The 14,816-nt window shown below is 50.0% G+C and carries 15 protein-coding genes; 9 read left to right on the top strand and 6 right to left on the bottom strand.

What is annotated here, in order from left to right:
- The first annotated feature begins 383 nt into the window (after window positions 1–383).
- The 9 genes from ACF8OF_RS00855 to ACF8OF_RS00815 all read left to right on the top strand — a co-directional run bounded on the left by ACF8OF_RS00855 (window position 384) and on the right by ACF8OF_RS00815 (window position 9,220).
- Window positions 384–515, top strand: a complete 132-nt coding sequence (locus ACF8OF_RS00855) for a hypothetical protein (RefSeq protein WP_262861373.1) — start codon at window positions 384–386, stop codon at window positions 513–515.
- The gene (locus tag ACF8OF_RS00850) at window positions 512–2,506 is read left to right on the top strand and encodes a type VI secretion system Vgr family protein (protein WP_392495408.1); all 1,995 of its coding nucleotides are present in this window, start codon (window positions 512–514) and stop codon (window positions 2,504–2,506) included. Before ACF8OF_RS00855 ends, ACF8OF_RS00850 begins: the two co-directional genes overlap by 4 nt.
- 5 nt (window positions 2,507–2,511) lie before the next feature.
- The gene (locus tag ACF8OF_RS00845) at window positions 2,512–3,315 is read left to right on the top strand and encodes a DUF4123 domain-containing protein (protein ID WP_392495407.1); all 804 of its coding nucleotides are present in this window, start codon (window positions 2,512–2,514) and stop codon (window positions 3,313–3,315) included.
- Window positions 3,316–3,481: 166 nt separating this feature from the next.
- Window positions 3,482–5,269 carry a lipase family protein gene (locus ACF8OF_RS00840; RefSeq protein ID WP_392495406.1) on the top strand — a complete coding sequence of 596 codons (1,788 nt, stop codon included), beginning with the start codon at window positions 3,482–3,484 and terminating at the stop codon, window positions 5,267–5,269.
- Entirely contained in the window at window positions 5,250–6,035 is a 786-nt protein-coding gene (locus ACF8OF_RS00835) for a hypothetical protein (protein WP_392495405.1), read from the top strand. The genes ACF8OF_RS00840 and ACF8OF_RS00835 overlap by 20 nt, the downstream gene beginning before the upstream one ends.
- 127 nt (window positions 6,036–6,162) lie before the next feature.
- A complete protein-coding gene (locus ACF8OF_RS00830) occupies window positions 6,163–6,948 on the top strand; it encodes a hypothetical protein (protein ID WP_392495404.1) in 786 nt (261 codons plus the stop codon).
- Window positions 6,949–7,075: 127 nt separating this feature from the next.
- The gene (locus ACF8OF_RS00825) at window positions 7,076–7,858 is read left to right on the top strand and encodes a hypothetical protein (RefSeq protein ID WP_392495403.1); all 783 of its coding nucleotides are present in this window, start codon (window positions 7,076–7,078) and stop codon (window positions 7,856–7,858) included.
- 199 nt (window positions 7,859–8,057) lie between these two features.
- Window positions 8,058–8,741 carry a type II CAAX prenyl endopeptidase Rce1 family protein gene (locus ACF8OF_RS00820; RefSeq protein ID WP_392495402.1) on the top strand — a complete coding sequence of 228 codons (684 nt, stop codon included), beginning with the start codon at window positions 8,058–8,060 and terminating at the stop codon, window positions 8,739–8,741.
- 65 nt (window positions 8,742–8,806) lie between these two features.
- Window positions 8,807–9,220, top strand: coding sequence for a hypothetical protein (locus ACF8OF_RS00815; RefSeq protein WP_392495401.1), 414 nt, complete (start codon window positions 8,807–8,809; stop codon window positions 9,218–9,220).
- Window positions 9,221–9,289: 69 nt separating this feature from the next.
- Here ACF8OF_RS00815 and thiH read toward each other — a convergent pair whose 3' ends face one another.
- From thiH to thiC, 6 genes are read right to left on the bottom strand one after another with little or no spacing between them, the layout of a single operon-like run.
- A complete protein-coding gene (gene thiH, locus ACF8OF_RS00810) occupies window positions 9,290–10,417 on the bottom strand; it encodes a 2-iminoacetate synthase ThiH (protein ID WP_004242297.1) in 1,128 nt (375 codons plus the stop codon).
- A complete protein-coding gene (locus ACF8OF_RS00805; protein WP_262861377.1) occupies window positions 10,417–11,184 on the bottom strand; it encodes a thiazole synthase in 768 nt (255 codons plus the stop codon). The genes thiH and ACF8OF_RS00805 overlap by 1 nt, the downstream gene beginning before the upstream one ends.
- 2 nt (window positions 11,185–11,186) lie before the next feature.
- A complete protein-coding gene (gene thiS, locus ACF8OF_RS00800) occupies window positions 11,187–11,387 on the bottom strand; it encodes a sulfur carrier protein ThiS (RefSeq protein WP_262861362.1) in 201 nt (66 codons plus the stop codon).
- Entirely contained in the window at window positions 11,378–12,136 is a 759-nt protein-coding gene (locus tag ACF8OF_RS00795; protein ID WP_392495400.1) for a HesA/MoeB/ThiF family protein, read from the bottom strand. Before ACF8OF_RS00795 ends, thiS begins: the two co-directional genes overlap by 10 nt.
- On the bottom strand, window positions 12,126–12,791 hold the full coding sequence (gene thiE, locus ACF8OF_RS00790) for a thiamine phosphate synthase (RefSeq protein ID WP_392495399.1): 666 nt from the start codon (window positions 12,789–12,791) through the stop codon (window positions 12,126–12,128). Before thiE ends, ACF8OF_RS00795 begins: the two co-directional genes overlap by 11 nt.
- Window positions 12,778–14,727: a phosphomethylpyrimidine synthase ThiC gene (thiC, locus tag ACF8OF_RS00785; RefSeq protein WP_392495398.1), complete on the bottom strand. Its 1,950-nt coding sequence runs from the start codon at window positions 14,725–14,727 to the stop codon at window positions 12,778–12,780. The genes thiE and thiC overlap by 14 nt, the downstream gene beginning before the upstream one ends.
- Between the last annotated feature and the right edge of the window lie 89 nt (window positions 14,728–14,816).

The raw sequence follows: 14,816 nt of genomic DNA, 5'->3' as shown, positions 1-14,816 counted from the left end.
ATTTTTATTAGTTCAGAAACATCCACTATCAAAAAGCGCATTTTTCCTGTTTGACGATAATTTGTTAATTTAATTATTAATATTCAACATGTTATAAAAGTGACATATTTCATTACATCTTTGTTTCTTTGGCTGTCATTTAAAGTGAGCATAACAAATTGTAATATAATGCGTTTTTCTTTATTTACCCGCGCAGTGAATACTGATTATCGGATTATCATGCCAAAAATATCATAATCAGCCTTTTTCTCAGTGTTATATTCCTATTCTCACACCATTTTCAACGAAAGATAAATATTTCGTGCCATGCCGCCGGTCAGCCATGCTTTACAGCCTGTTATGTGAAATCTATTATTCCCTCCCGCACTTGCCCGGTGTGCCGGATGAAGCGTAATGATACCGTGCCGGACGGTATTTCTGCCGTGCCGGTTTGTTTTTTGATGGGTTCTGCACAGCACTGTCTGGCGACAACGGTGTGCAGAATTCGTCTGTCCTTATTTATGGAGCCGGCATGATCCCGTCCGTTTCTGAATTGTTGCCGGGGCAGTCCGGCCTGGTGTTTACCTGCAAAATCGGCCGGTTGCCGGAGCAGACCTTTCAGGTCACCGAGTTTTCCCTCAGTGAATCCCTGTCCTCACTGTTTTCGCTGACCCTCAGCGCCGTCAGCCTGCTGCCGTCGATCACCTTTGAGGATCATCTCGGCTCTGCCGCATCACTGACGGTCACCCGCAACGGTGTTAAAGTGCGTACCGTGCAGGGGCTGCTGGCCTCCGCTGAACAGGGCAACACCGACGGCAACAAAACCTGGTATCACTTTCTGATCCGCCCGGAAATGTGGATCATGACCCTTAACCAGGACAGCCGTATCTTCCGGCAGCAATCCGTACCGGAAGTTCTCGCTACCCTGCTGGATGAGGCACACGTCAAAAATGACCTGAAATTTTACGACGGCGAACTGCACGGGAAGCGCGATTACATCACCCAGAAGCGGGAATCCGCGTATGATTTCTGGTGCCGCCTGGCGGCAGAAGAGGGTATTAATTTCTGGTTTGAGGAAGGCCCGGTACTCTTTTACAGTGACAGTCATCTCGGTATGACTGCCGGTATTCACCTGACCTACAACCCGCAGCCGGATACGGACACCGGTGACAGCACGGCATTCTCCTGGCGCTACGCCGAAAAGCTGTGCAGTGATATTCAGATCCGGAAAGATTACAACCCGCAGAATCCCTCCTACCCCCTTGAACATCAGCTGACCGGGGATATACACCGGCAGCACGGTACCTTTGAAAGTTACGGTCGTTTTCAGCAGGATGAGCCGGGCGGCTACTTTACGATGCTGCGCTATGAACAGTCCCAGAATGAACGCCAGACCGGCAGTGCGGGCACCAACTGTTTTGCCCTGAGGCCGGGGAAAATCTTCACCCTGAAAAACCACCCGTCAGGGGTGATGAATCAGTCGTGGCAGGTCATTACGGTTAATCACCGGGGTACCCAGCCGCTGGCGGATAACAGCGGCGGTGAAGGCACCACCTTCAGTAATACCGTGCAGTTCATTCCCGGCTCCCGCGAATGGCGGCCGCCGTACCGTTTCCGCCCGCAGGCGGACGGTGACGAGCTGGCAACGGTGGTCGGGCCGGACGGAGAGGAAATCTACACTAACGATCAGGGTGAGGTGAAAGTCTATTTTCACTGGGATCGCTACGGCAGACCGGACCACAGCGCCTCCTGCTGGGTGCGGGTTGCCCATGGCTGGAACGGGGACGGTTTCGGCTTTATGTCGGTACCGCGTATCGGGCAGGAAGTCATTATTTCGTACCTTAACGGGGATATTGATCGTCCGGTCATCACCGGCTGCACCTATAACGGGCGCAACCGTCCGCCGCTGAACCTGCCGAAAGAGAAAACCCGCACCACGTTCCGCACCAAAACCCATAAAGGGGACGGGTTTAATGAGCTGCGCTTTGATGATTTGGCCGATCAGGAAGAGGTGTATATTCATGCTCAGAAAGACATGAATGTGCATGTCGAAAATGACGCAACCTGGCATATACAAAATGACCTGAAACAGCGGATCGATCATAACAGTTATACCGAACTGGCCGGTGATGAGCATGTCATTATTGACGGATCACAAAAACATCAGATAGCCGGGGATACCTCGCAGCATATCAAAGGTGAACAACATACCCGGGCAGACAGAAACCTGGTGACATCCAGCGGACAGCAGACACATCACGTCAGTGACGGAAAAATCATCATTGAGGCCGGAACCGAAATCACCCTTAAAGTCGGCGACAGTTTTATCCGTATTACCCCGGGGGCAATTTTTTCGTCCGGTAATATGAATGTCGGCGACAATGCACCCGGCGGCGGTATCCCTGTCCGGCTGCAGCCGCCGGACGGGGTACCGCCGGCTGAACCGCCGCATCCGGCGAAAAAACACTGTGCGCTGGCCTCACAGCATCCGGGCGGCCTGATGGTGAAACCGGCCGGGGAGGCATGAGAGCTATGAAGACGACAGACTGGCGGACATGGCTGACATCGGACAGTCAGCATGACGTTTATTTTCTGCTGAATAAGCTGGCCCGCCCTGATCCGTCAGACCTGTTTTACCGGTATGACTGGATTGATGAGGCGCAGCCGCTGTATGCCGGCACACCGTTGTCACACCTGGGCTCAGCCGGCCCCTGGCTTGTCCGTGTCAAATGGCAGGCCCTGTCCGGAATGGGGCAGTATCTGGATAACAACCCGTTTCCGGATGAAAGCTGGGGCTGGGCCTATCACAGTACCGGCAGCTGGGATGCACAGATAACCCACTGGCAGCACTACCAGCGGATGCTGTTTGAGGGGGAGGACTGCATTTTGCGGCTGTTCGATGCAAGAATTGCGGCTGTGATTATCCCTGCCTGCAAACCGGCAGACTGGGCTTCCCTGCTGGCGCCGGCCGCCGGCTGCTGTATCCCGTCCCCGGACGGCAATATCATCCTGAGCCGTCCCGCAGATACCGGCACAATTGTATCTTCCGGTCTTTTTGTTCCGGGCCGCCACCTGACAGAGGCCTGGAATCACTCTGCGCAGTCACGGCGTAATATCACCGATAATTTTTATATTCAGTTCTGGGAGGATCATTCTGAGCTGGCTCTTCAGCTGGATGAACCTCCCGGCCGTCTGATGGCGCTGATTAATGATTACATGGATACCTGCCGGGAGGATCTGACGGATGTGACCTGGGCAGGCAATGCGCTCTTTATCCGTTATCTGACAGACCAGAATATTATTCACCCGCAGACAGGGATTACCGATGCAACCTGACACAGTAAAGTATAATGACCCTTATTGCACAGACTGCGCTAAATTAAACGCCTGGATTGAGTGTGTGCTTGTTGATGAATTTAATAAACCTCTGGCAGGCCTCCATTACACACTCACAGTCAGGGGGGGCGGTGTCAGAAAAGGATGTACTGATAAGCAGGGGTATTTGCGGCAGGATAATTTACCGCGCACACTGGCAACTTTGACCCTCGATGCTCAGGCACTCACTGATGAAATGGAGGATCGTCCGCTGCGGACACTGCGGGGAGAATTCCATTCTACCGTGAAACCGGCGGCGGAATCCGTAAACCGTGGCTACCGCTATGCTGTCATCGGTGAATTGTGTGACAAAGCCCCGGATATCCCGCAGTGGAAACAGTCCCGTTTTGGGCTGCCTCATTACCATTTTCCGGATGAAGACAAATTTAACGGACAGACTTTCTTCAATACCGACTGGAACCGCTGTCATGTCATTGAGGTATGTCCGTTCAGAGCCTGGTCTTTAATTCTCCGCCATACTCCGGACTACGATATGGTGAATGCCTATAATCTGGGGCTGCTGTCCCTGCTGGTGTATAAAGATGAGGTTATGGCCGACCCGAATGAAACTGAGGATATGCGCGAATATATCCGGAAACCGGATACTACCGCCTCGTTTTTTTATCAGCAGTGCTTTGATTTATCCCTGGCACCGGTACTTAAAGACAGTTTTAATTACCCGGCCATCGTCACTGATGTGCCGTTCAGAGAACGTTACAGCCCGGCGGTATTTCTGGATGCCTCGCAGTCAAAGGATTATGAAAAAGGTGATCATGACACAAAAATGTTTTTTGTGGAAAATGCGTCACAAATTATCGTGGCGTGGCGCGGCACGGCAAGTAAGCGGAGCATACTGACCGATGCAACCTATCAGCCGATCCCCTGCCCGGCAGAATTAGTTCCCGGCGGTGAATCAAAAGTTCACCGGGGTTTTCTGGAGGCGTATCAATGTATCGGGAAATATTTTGGTGAAAAAATTGATAAACTAAGAGATATCGCGAAGGAGAAAAAATTATTTATCACCGGCCACAGCCTGGGCGGCGCACTGGGGTTATTGCAGGCGGCAGCACTGAGAGATAACCATCCGCTCCTGTACACCTACGGAATGCCGAGGGTCCTGACTATCAGCGGTGCAAAATCCCTGTCATCCCTGTCATCCCTGATTCATTTCCGTCATGTCAATGATGCTGATACGGTGACCAGCGTTCCGTTTGATACCAATATGGACAGCTGGCTCTTCGACGTCGGCGGCAGTCTGGGCACGATACTGGGTGGACTGTGGACCTCTTTTACTATGTCAACCATCCCGTTGCAAAAAAGTCTGCCTGATTTCGGGGAAGTGTATTGCCATCATGGTCATCCGGTCAGCTTTTTCAGAGCCCGGCAGATTGGAGAGGAAAAAATTCCCAGCAAAAGCGGGCGGGAAAACGACTTTACCGGCACGAAACGCTGGCGTATGAACGGCGAATACCAGTTCTACCTGTTCCCGGAGATACAGGCATCGATCAATAAAGACTTGCAGAACGAACAGGCTGAACTGATGCGGTTATCAGAGGCGGATAAACGCATGCTGGAAGATGTTTTCCGGCCGTTAAATAACCCTCGGTTAGACACACTGATTACCATGCCGCTTGACCATTTTATGGGCAGTCAGTATCAGGTTATTATCAATAACCGGCTGCTGAATATGTTAGCACCGGAAAAAACGCCGGTATTAAATGTTGCTAAACAACGTTTTGAGGCCCTGATTAATCATCACGATGCTTACCCGCTGAATGCCAAACGTAATACGACCTTTATTGCACTCGAAGACAGCCTGAAATATGCCGTCACGCAGGACATCAATAAAAATACGTTACTGAAACAAGCTATTGAACGCTACAAGGAGGATACTTATGAAATTACGGTGTCATAAAAACATATTACCGCTCTTACCTGTATTATTACTGTCACAGGGATGCGCGCAGAATACCGCATTTTCCCCGCCGGTGAACGGGGAACATATCCGTTTTACCGCCACCGTGCCCGGTGAGCTGGAGGCGTTACCGCTTCATACCATCTACCGTTCTGATATCTGCCGCAAAGAGCTGCAGAATGCTGACTGGAAAACCTATACCGTGCCGGGGTATCACCGGGAGCGATATCCGCTGACCATGGTCACACCGGGTAAGGCGGAAGCCGATATTCCCGAATCCGGGGGAGGGGCCTGCAACTGGAGACTCAGTAATATAGTTTTTGAAGTCAAACTCAGGAACCCGGCTAAAATAGATTCGTTAATTTCAAAAAATCATGGTGAAGAAGCTACCTTTGTGTTTGATAATCATGCCCCAGGCACTTTTGATGGTGGTTACGAAAAGAAAGCAGGGGATGTGAATGAAGAGCTGATACTGTTTCCTTTGATTACAGAAAGTTTTATTGGTGGCCATGAAAAGTCATTCTGGCTAATCGGAAAATATGAAACCTTAACCTACAAAGTCAAAAATACTAAAAACATTAATCTGACCGTAGACTACAAATCAGACATGAAAACGCACAGAATTGGAATTAAAAAGAAGGAAGAAAAAGCGATGGCTACCTTTATTTACCCTGATGGTGAACAGGAAAAAACCAGAGAGCTCTTCCCTGAATATAAAAAGCTGATGAAAATATATAATGAGCGTAAAAATAATAGTGATCACTAATCCGGTCTCGACAGGAGAAAACGTATATTTATTGCACATGAAGATACTCTGAAATATGCCGTTGCGCAGGACATCAATAAAAGTACCGTATTAAAGCACGCCATTGAACGCTACAAGGAAGTTACTTATGAAATTACGGTGTCATAAAAACATATTACCTCTCTTACCTATATTATTACTGTCACAGGGATGCGCACAGAATACCGCATTTTCTCCGCCGGTGAACGGGGAGCGTATCCATTTTACCGCCACCGTACCCGGTGAGCTGGAGGCGTTACCGCTTCATACCATCTACCGTTCTGACATCTGCCGCAAAGAGCTGCAGAATGCTGACTGGAAAACCTATACCGTGCCGGGGTATCACCGGGAGCAGTATCCGCTGACCATGCTCACGCAGGGTAAGATGGAAGCCGATATTCCCGAATCTGGGGGGGGGGCGTGCAACTGGAGACTCAGTAATATTGTTTTTGAAGTTAAACTCAGGAATCCGGCTAAAATAGATCCGCTAATTTCGGATAATTTAGGTGAAGAAGCTACCTTTGTGTTTGATAATCATGCCCCGGCCACCTTTGATGGTGGTTACGAGAAAAAAACAGGGGACGTGAATGAAGAGCTGATACTGTTTCCTTTGATTACCGAGGATTTTATTGGTGGTCATGAAAAGTCATTCTGGCTAATCGGAAAAGATAAAACCCTAACCTATAAAGTAAAAAATACTAAAAATATCAATCTGATCATAGACTACAAATCAGATATGAAAACGTACAATATCGGACCTAAAAATAAGGAAAAAAATACGATGGCTACTCTTATTTACCCTGATGGTGAACAGGAAAAAACCAGAGAGCTCTTCCCTGAATATAAAAAGCTGATGAAAATATATAATGATCGTAAAAATAATAGTGATCACTAATCCGGTCTTGGCAGGAGAAAACGTATATTTAGTGCACATGAAGATACTCTGAAATATGCCGTTGCGCAGGACATCAATAAAAGTACCGTATTAAAGCACGCCATTGAACGCTACAAGGAAGTTACTTATGAAATTACGGCGTCATAAAAACATATTACCTCTCTTACCTATATTATTACTGTCACAGGGATGCGTACAGAATACCGCATTTTCTCCGCCGGTGAATGGGAAGCTTATTCATTTTACCGCGACGGTACCGGACGCACTGGAATCGCTGCCGTTATCGGCCGTCTACCGTTCAAAAAAATGCACCCGTACCGAATATGACAGCCGCGATAAGCCTTATGAGGTGGCGAAAACGAACCGGGCGGACTACCCGCTGACCGCAGTGAACGGCCGGGTGAGTGCAGCGGTACCGGTGTCCGGGGGCGGATACTGTGACTGGACACTCAGCAGTCTCACCTATGAGGTCAGACTGAAACATCCTCATACCGTTGACCCGGCAATCACGAAAAATTATGGGTTTGAAACGGTGTTTATCACCGGAAATTATGCCCCGGCGGTGTTTAACGGCGGCTATATTCCGCACCGGGGTGATTTCAGTGAGTCATTATTATTATTTCCTCTGATTCGTGAACGGCGTCTTGGCAAACACGAAACGATATTTAATTTGGTTGCTGAAGACGACATGGTCACGTACCGGCTGGCGGGTGCGGAAAATATTCACCTGACGGTGGATTATGAACAGGAGATGCTCAGCCGCTGGACGGATATAAAAGAAAACAAACCGGAAAATAAAAGCGTCATGACCTATCCGGACGGAGAGGAAGAACAAAAAGGAAAAATCTACCCAAGTTATAATAAATTACTGAAAATCCGGGAGGCGCGCCGGGCGGCGGCACAGCGTTAAAACAGCCCTGACACGGTTTGAGGAGAATACCCGTGAATTAACAAAATAATGAATGTCTTACTGTGCTATTGCCCGCTCTATGGTACTGACCGGTGGTTTTTACACTTTGTGTTAAACGATGCCTTAAGATTTTTTTTGGAAATTAAAAAGCTAATTAACATAATGAATTTAATATTATTAATACAGAGTTATGATTGATATGAGTAATCACAAATTATTTAGTAAGCCCGTTGTTTTATGTGTCGTTATGCTTGTTTTTTTATTTTATTCTGATGAATATGTGATAATATTTAGCAGTTATATTTTTGAGTCATTTGATATATCACTTAGATTTATAGTTGACTTTATTAAATTAGCAGTAGTTCTTGCTATCTTGTTTTTTTATAATAAAACAAATACCCCTGTGCTTATTGGTACTATAAAAATAAAAACAGTTACTGAATTGACATTTATCATCGTGCCAGTGGTATTTGTTTTATTTTTGATTGAAAAATTAACGGGTATTGAGTTTGAGGCTGGAAGGTATTATTCGGACATAGATGAAACAATGTCTGTATCTAAAGTGCTTTTTTATTTTTCTGTTTTTGTTATTCAGCCAATCATTCAGGGGGTTGTTTTTTGTGGCGTGTTATTTAATGAGTTAATAAAATATTCAAGAAAAATTTTGTTCTCTGTTTCAACCCTGTTTTTCATTGTTTACAATGCTTATGATATCAGATTTGGCGTTTGTTTATCCGGAGTTGTACTATTTGTTTCTTTATCAATAATATTATTACTGGCCAGAATGAAAAGCGGAGGCGTACTTCTGCCTGTTATTTTACACGCTCTATTTAATATTTTTTATTTTAATATTCAGACTTATCATTATGGATATGACGGTTAACCATATCTCAAGACCGTATTTGAAAATAAGATATTAAAGTGTGTTGTTTTTGTTAAGGTATTAAAATGAATAAAGAAAAAAATAGTGTATATTTGAAGTTATTGATGTTTCCATATTTGTTATTTACAATAGGTAATATTGTTTTTTTATGGTTTGTTATTTTTATGTATTTTATTGGTTTTAATCAATGGGATATAAGTGGCGCTGATGTTTTTAATGCAAGGGTGTTTATTTCTGTTCTTGTTTTTCTTGTTTCATTTTTTTCCTTTATTAAAGACAGAGTTTTTTTGAAAAAAAATGGTTTTTATTGTCCATCATGGGTCTGGTTTGTTTTTCCTCCGCTATATATATACAAAAGACAAAAATATAATGATTCTGGGTTTGAGTATTTTTGGGTTTTTATTTTCATAAATTTATTTCTTCCTTTATATAATCAAGGTATTTTAATGGGTATAATCACAATCACGTTAAGATTATAATATACAGTAAAATTATAGTTTTTTTGATCGCTTACCCAAATCAGGCCGGTGATACCGGCCTTTCTTACCTTATCTTCCCAGATATTTATCCCAGTCCTTCCAGACCGGCTGAAGACCGGCGGCCAGCAGGGCATCGGCGACCTGCTGCGGCGAACGGTTGTCATGCGGACTGAATTGCTCGAGTTCCGGATCATCCTCTTCGGCATAGCCGCCGGGCTGGGTGCGGGAACCGGCGCTGACCTGGTTTATCGCCACCGGTACCATATGATCACGGAAATACGGTGATTCGCGGGTGGAGAGTGACAGCTCAATATCGGGTGCGAACAGGCGGAAGGCACAGATAAGCTGCACCAGCTCCGCTTCATTCATCAGGGATTCAGGCTCAATACCGCCTGCACACGGGCGCAGACGCGGGAAAGAGATGGAATAACGGGTTTTCCAGTAGCGCTGGCGCAGATAATGCAGATGCTCCGCAACCATATAGCAGTCTGTCCGCCACTGTCCGGACAGACCGATCAGTGCGCCCAGGCCGATCTTGCTGATCCCGGCCTGACCAAGGCGATCAGGGGTTTGCAGCCGCCAGTGAAAATCCTGCTTTTTCCCTTTCAGATGGTGCCGCTGATAGGTGCTCTCATGGTAGGTTTCCTGATACACCATCACGCCGTCCAGCCCCAGTGTGCGCAGCTCGGCGTATTCCTCTGTCGCCATCGGCTGCACTTCCATCATCATGGTGCTGAAATAATCGCGGATCAGCGGGAAGGTTTCGCGGAAGTAGTCCATCCCCACTTTGCGCTGATGTTCGCCGGTGACCAGCAGCAGGCTGTCAAAGCCGAGGGCTTTTATTGCCTTACATTCGGTATGGATTTCTTCCGGTGTCAGAGTCTTGCGCTTAATGTGGTTACTCATGGAAAAACCGCAGTAAGTACAGTCGTTGGCACACAGGTTCGAGAGATAGAGCGGGACATACATCCCGACGACATGACCGAAACGCTGCCGGGTCAGCGTCTGCGCTTTCTGTGCCATCACTTCGAGATACGGGCGGGCGGCAGGGGAAATCAGCGCCATAAAATCCGCCGTGGTCAGCGTGTCCGCACTCAGTGCCCGTTCGACATCGCGGGCGGTTTTGCTGTTGAGCTGTAAGGTGAGGTCATCCCAGTCCAGTTGCTGCCAGCGGTCACTGAAGGTTTTTTCACTCATCACAGTGCTCCCAGGAATGAGGTCAGCGGGCTGGAGGCCGATGCCTGCTGCTGCACCGGCGCAAGTCCGGCTTCCCGTGCCAGCAGCCCGGCCTCAATGGCCTGACGGAAGGCTTTTGCCATGGTGACCGGTGAACGGGCAACCGCCATCGCGGTATTGACCAGTACGGCATCCGCGCCCAGTTCGATGGCCTCGAGGGCGTGGCCTGGTGCGCCGATCCCGGCATCAATCACGACCGGAACCGTGGCCTGTTCAATAATAATGCGCAGCATATCGCGGGTCTGTAATCCCTGATTGGAGCCGATAGGCGCACCCAGCGGCATAACGGCGGCGCATCCGGCTTCCTGCAACCGGCGGCATAGTACCGGATCCGCACTGCAGTAAGGCAGAACAACAAACCCCTCTTTCACCAGTATTTCCGCCGCCGCCAGGGTTTCCACCGGGTCAGGCAGCAGGTAACGGGCATCGGGGTGGATCTCCAGTTTGATCCAGTTGGTGCCGAGTGCTTCCCGCGCCAGTTGTGCGGCAAATACCGCTTCCCGGGCATTGTTTGCGCCGGAGGTATTCGGCAGCAGTTTAATACCGAGTTCACGGAGCGGGGCAAGGATATCATCGTGTCCCTGAGAAAGATCGATACGCTTCATTGCCATGGTGACTAACTGGCTGCCGGAGGCGGCAATCGCTTCCTGCATCACCCGGCTGCTGGTGTATTTCCCGGTGCCGGTAAATAAATGGGATGTAAATGTGGTATCTGCAATCGTCAGCATCATTAACCTCCTGCGATAGCCTGAAAAAGTAAAATCTGATCGCCGTCGCGGACAACGTGTTCTGACCAGCTGCCACGGACAACAATGGTCTGGTTTACCGCAACAGCAATGCCCGCCACCGGGCGGCCGAGAAATGTCAGCAGTTCACTGACGGTGACGGGGGAATCAATATCCATCACCTCGTCATTCACCGTTATGCGCATGCGGTTGCCTCCTGACACACCGGGCAGTCTGCTGCCCGCCGGAGCTGTAATGTGCTCCAGCTTTGCTGTCTGCCGTCGAAAAGGCGTAATTTCCCGTTCAGCGGGGAAGACAATCCGGCCAGCAGTTTGATCGCTTCCAGCGCCTGAAGCGTGCCGATCACGCCGACAACCGGGCCGAGAACACCGGCGGTGCGGCAGTTGCGTTCCGGAATGACATCATCGGGATAAAGACAGCAGTAACAGCCGTGTTCAAACGGCGGCTGCAGTACCAGAAGCTGTCCGCTGAAACCAACCGCACTGCCGCTGATCAGGGTTTTTTGCTGCGTGACACAGGCGGCATTGATGGCATGGCGGGTCGCCATGTTATCGGTACAATCGAGGACAATATCTGCTGTTTGTACAATGTGTTGCAGTGTTTTTCGGGTCTGGCGTTCGGTGATCACATTGAGTGTGAGTGCCGGGTTCAGCGCCCGCAGACGTGCCGCTGCCGTACGGGCTTTATTATCCGGTACATCGGCTTCGGTATAGAGGATCTGGCGCTGGAGGTTGGAGAGATGCACTTCATCATCATCAATCAGAGTCAGTTCACCGACACCGGCTGCTGCCAGATACAGTGCCGCAGGGGAGCCCAGTCCGCCGAGACCGGTGATCACTGCATGAGACTGCTTGAGTTTCAGCTGACCTTCCGGGCCGATATCCTCCAGCAGCAGCTGGCGGCTGTAGCGCATAAAATCATGATCATTCAGCATGGTTGACCTCCTGATATTCAGCGATTTCCCCGGTCTGTGTCATCAGTTGCCGGGTGGCAGCCTGCCAGTCAGCGGCTTTGGTGATCGCACTGACCACCGCAATACTGCCGACTCCGGTGGCAGCCACAGCGGGGGCGCGTTCAAGGGAAATACCGCCGATGGCGACCAGCGGGAAATCCGGCGTGGCGGCAACCTGACGGGCTAAGTTTTCTAATCCCTGCGGGGATGAGGGCATGATTTTGGTTTGTGTCGGGAAAATATGTCCCAGTGCGATATAGGACGGACGCAGCGCTTTGGCGCGCCGCAACTCGTTGTCATCGTGAGTGGAAATCCCGAGGCGCAGACCTGCCTGCTGAATCGCCCGTAAGTCAGCAATATCCAGGTCTTCCTGGCCGAGATGCACACCGTAAGCGCCGTGCTTTATGGCAAGGCGCCAGTAGTCATTGATAAACAACCGCGCCTGATATTTTTTCCCCAGCACAACAGCGGTGCGGATCTGCTCATCCACCTGTGCATCGGTTTTGTCTTTGATGCGCAGCTGGATTGTCCGCACGCCGGATGCCAGCAGCCGCTCAATCCACACCAGTGAATCGACCACCGGATACAGCCCTAATTGGTGTTCCGTCCGGGCAAACGGCGCGTCAGGCAGATTCATCGATACGCTCCTCTGCACTGTGATACAGCTCGCTGCCTTTGGCGCGGAAGGCGTCAGACATCTCTTCCATTCCGGCGGCGTAGTCGCGGACTTCCTGTGAAATTTTCATTGAGCAGAATTTCGGTCCGCACATGGAACAGAAATGCGCGACTTTGCCGGATGCCTGCGGCAGGGTTTCATCGTGGTAAGTCCGGGCGGTTTCCGGATCCAGCGCCAGATTGAACTGATCTTCCCAGCGGAACTCGAAACGCGCTTTTGACATCGCGTTATCGCGGATTTGGGCTCCCGGATGCCCTTTGGCGAGATCAGAAGCATGCGCGGCGATTTTATAGGTGATAAGCCCTTGTTTAACATCTTCTTTATTTGGCAGACCGAGATGCTCTTTCGGTGTCACATAACAGAGCATGGCACAGCCGAACCAGCCGATCAGTGCCGCGCCGATGCCGGATGTGAAATGGTCATAGCCCGGCGCGATATCGGTGGTCAGCGGCCCCAGGGTGTAGAACGGTGCTTCGTGGCAGTGTTCCAGTTCTTCCGTCATGTTTTTGCGGATCATCTGCATCGGCACGTGACCCGGGCCTTCAATCATCACCTGTACGTCATATTCCCACGCGATTTTGGTCAGTTCGCCGAGGGTATGCAGTTCAGCAAACTGGGCTTCGTCGTTGGCATCCTGAATGGAGCCCGGACGCAGACCATCACCGAGAGACAGCGCCACATCATAGGCCGCGCAGATTTCACAGATGTCACGGAAGTGCTGATAAAGAAAGTTTTCCTGATGATGGGACAGACACCATTTCGCCATAATCGAACCGCCGCGTGACACAATGCCGGTCAGGCGTTTTGCCGTCATCGGCACATAGCGCAGCAGGACACCTGCGTGAATAGTGAAGTAATCCACCCCTTGTTCCGCCTGCTCCAGCAGGGTATCGCGGAACATCTCCCAGGTCAGGTCTTCGGCAACACCGTTCACTTTTTCAAGAGCCTGATACACCGGTACGGTACCGATAGGCACCGGGCTGTTACGCAGGATCCATTCGCGGGTTTCGTGAATATAACGGCCGGTGGAGAGATCCATCACCGTATCTGCCCCCCAGCGCGTGGACCAGACCAGTTTTTCCACTTCTTCCTCAATGGAGGAGGTGACTGAAGAGTTGCCGATATTGGCATTCACTTTCACCAGAAAATTGCGGCCGATAATCATCGGTTCGGATTCCGGGTGGTTAATATTGGACGGGATAATGGCGCGTCCGGCAGCGACTTCATCACGGACAAACTCCGGGGTGATATTATCCGGCAGATTGGCACCGAAATGCTGTCCCGGATGCTGTTGCAGCAAGACTTCGCCCCGGATGCGTTCACGCCCCATATTTTCGCGGATGGCGATAAATTCCATCTCCGGGGTGACAATCCCTTTCCGGGCATAATGCAGTTGTGTCACGCATTTTCCGGCTTTGGCTTTCAGCGGTGCCGGGCGGTTCGGGTAGCGCAGATGGTCAAGGCCGTTATCGGCCAGCCGGTCACGGGTAAAATCAGAACTCAGCTGTGTCACCGCTTCGGTATCGCCCCGCTCTGCAACCCATTGTTCACGCAGACGGGCAAGACCGGTGCGGACATCCAGTTTTACCTGCGGGTCGCCGTACGGCCCGGCGGTATCATAAACCGGCACCGGCTCGTTCTCTTCATACTGCGGATTGGCTTTATCGCCGCCGATCAGGGTCGGCGACAGGGCAATTTCCCGCATTGGCACCCGGATATCCGGGCGCGATCCGGTGAGATAAATACGGGAGGAGTTCGGGAAATTCACCCCTTTCAGGGTGCTGATATATTCCTCTGCCGCATCGCGCTGTTCACGGCGGGTACGGGCTTTGGACGGGGCTGCGGTTTCTGCACCCGGGGAGAGATCAGTGGTATCAATACGTTGTTCACGGGACATAGCAAATTCCTTACAGTGAAACCGGTAAAACCGGAAGAAAAAGTGAGAAATTGCTTGTCTGGAGGTGCGTCAGGAGTAATGCGTGATAA

The organism is Morganella sp. TYF_1 (genome assembly GCF_043105645.1).
Classification (GTDB): Bacteria; Pseudomonadota; Gammaproteobacteria; order Enterobacterales; family Enterobacteriaceae; genus Morganella; species Morganella morganii_B.
This window is presented reverse-complemented; position numbering and strand designations above follow the sequence as displayed.

Excerpts from the sequence above, each read along its gene's own strand:
- ACF8OF_RS00855 (WP_262861373.1), top strand. The coding sequence starts at position 384 with ATGAAGCGTAATGATACCGTGCCGGACGGTATTTCTGCCGTGCCGGTT.
- ACF8OF_RS00850 (WP_392495408.1), top strand. The coding sequence starts at position 512 with ATGATCCCGTCCGTTTCTGAATTGTTGCCGGGGCAGTCCGGCCTGGTG.
- ACF8OF_RS00845 (WP_392495407.1), top strand. The coding sequence starts at position 2,512 with ATGAAGACGACAGACTGGCGGACATGGCTGACATCGGACAGTCAGCAT.
- ACF8OF_RS00835 (WP_392495405.1), top strand. The coding sequence starts at position 5,250 with ATGAAATTACGGTGTCATAAAAACATATTACCGCTCTTACCTGTATTA.
- ACF8OF_RS00830 (WP_392495404.1), top strand. The coding sequence starts at position 6,163 with ATGAAATTACGGTGTCATAAAAACATATTACCTCTCTTACCTATATTA.
- ACF8OF_RS00825 (WP_392495403.1), top strand. The coding sequence starts at position 7,076 with ATGAAATTACGGCGTCATAAAAACATATTACCTCTCTTACCTATATTA.
- ACF8OF_RS00820 (WP_392495402.1), top strand. The coding sequence starts at position 8,058 with ATGAGTAATCACAAATTATTTAGTAAGCCCGTTGTTTTATGTGTCGTT.
- ACF8OF_RS00815 (WP_392495401.1), top strand. The coding sequence starts at position 8,807 with ATGAATAAAGAAAAAAATAGTGTATATTTGAAGTTATTGATGTTTCCA.
- thiH (WP_004242297.1), bottom strand. The coding sequence starts at position 10,417 with ATGAGTGAAAAAACCTTCAGTGACCGCTGGCAGCAACTGGACTGGGAT.
- ACF8OF_RS00805 (WP_262861377.1), bottom strand. The coding sequence starts at position 11,184 with ATGCTGACGATTGCAGATACCACATTTACATCCCATTTATTTACCGGC.
- thiS (WP_262861362.1), bottom strand. The coding sequence starts at position 11,387 with ATGCGCATAACGGTGAATGACGAGGTGATGGATATTGATTCCCCCGTC.
- ACF8OF_RS00795 (WP_392495400.1), bottom strand. The coding sequence starts at position 12,136 with ATGCTGAATGATCATGATTTTATGCGCTACAGCCGCCAGCTGCTGCTG.
- thiE (WP_392495399.1), bottom strand. The coding sequence starts at position 12,791 with ATGAATCTGCCTGACGCGCCGTTTGCCCGGACGGAACACCAATTAGGG.
- thiC (WP_392495398.1), bottom strand. The coding sequence starts at position 14,727 with ATGTCCCGTGAACAACGTATTGATACCACTGATCTCTCCCCGGGTGCA.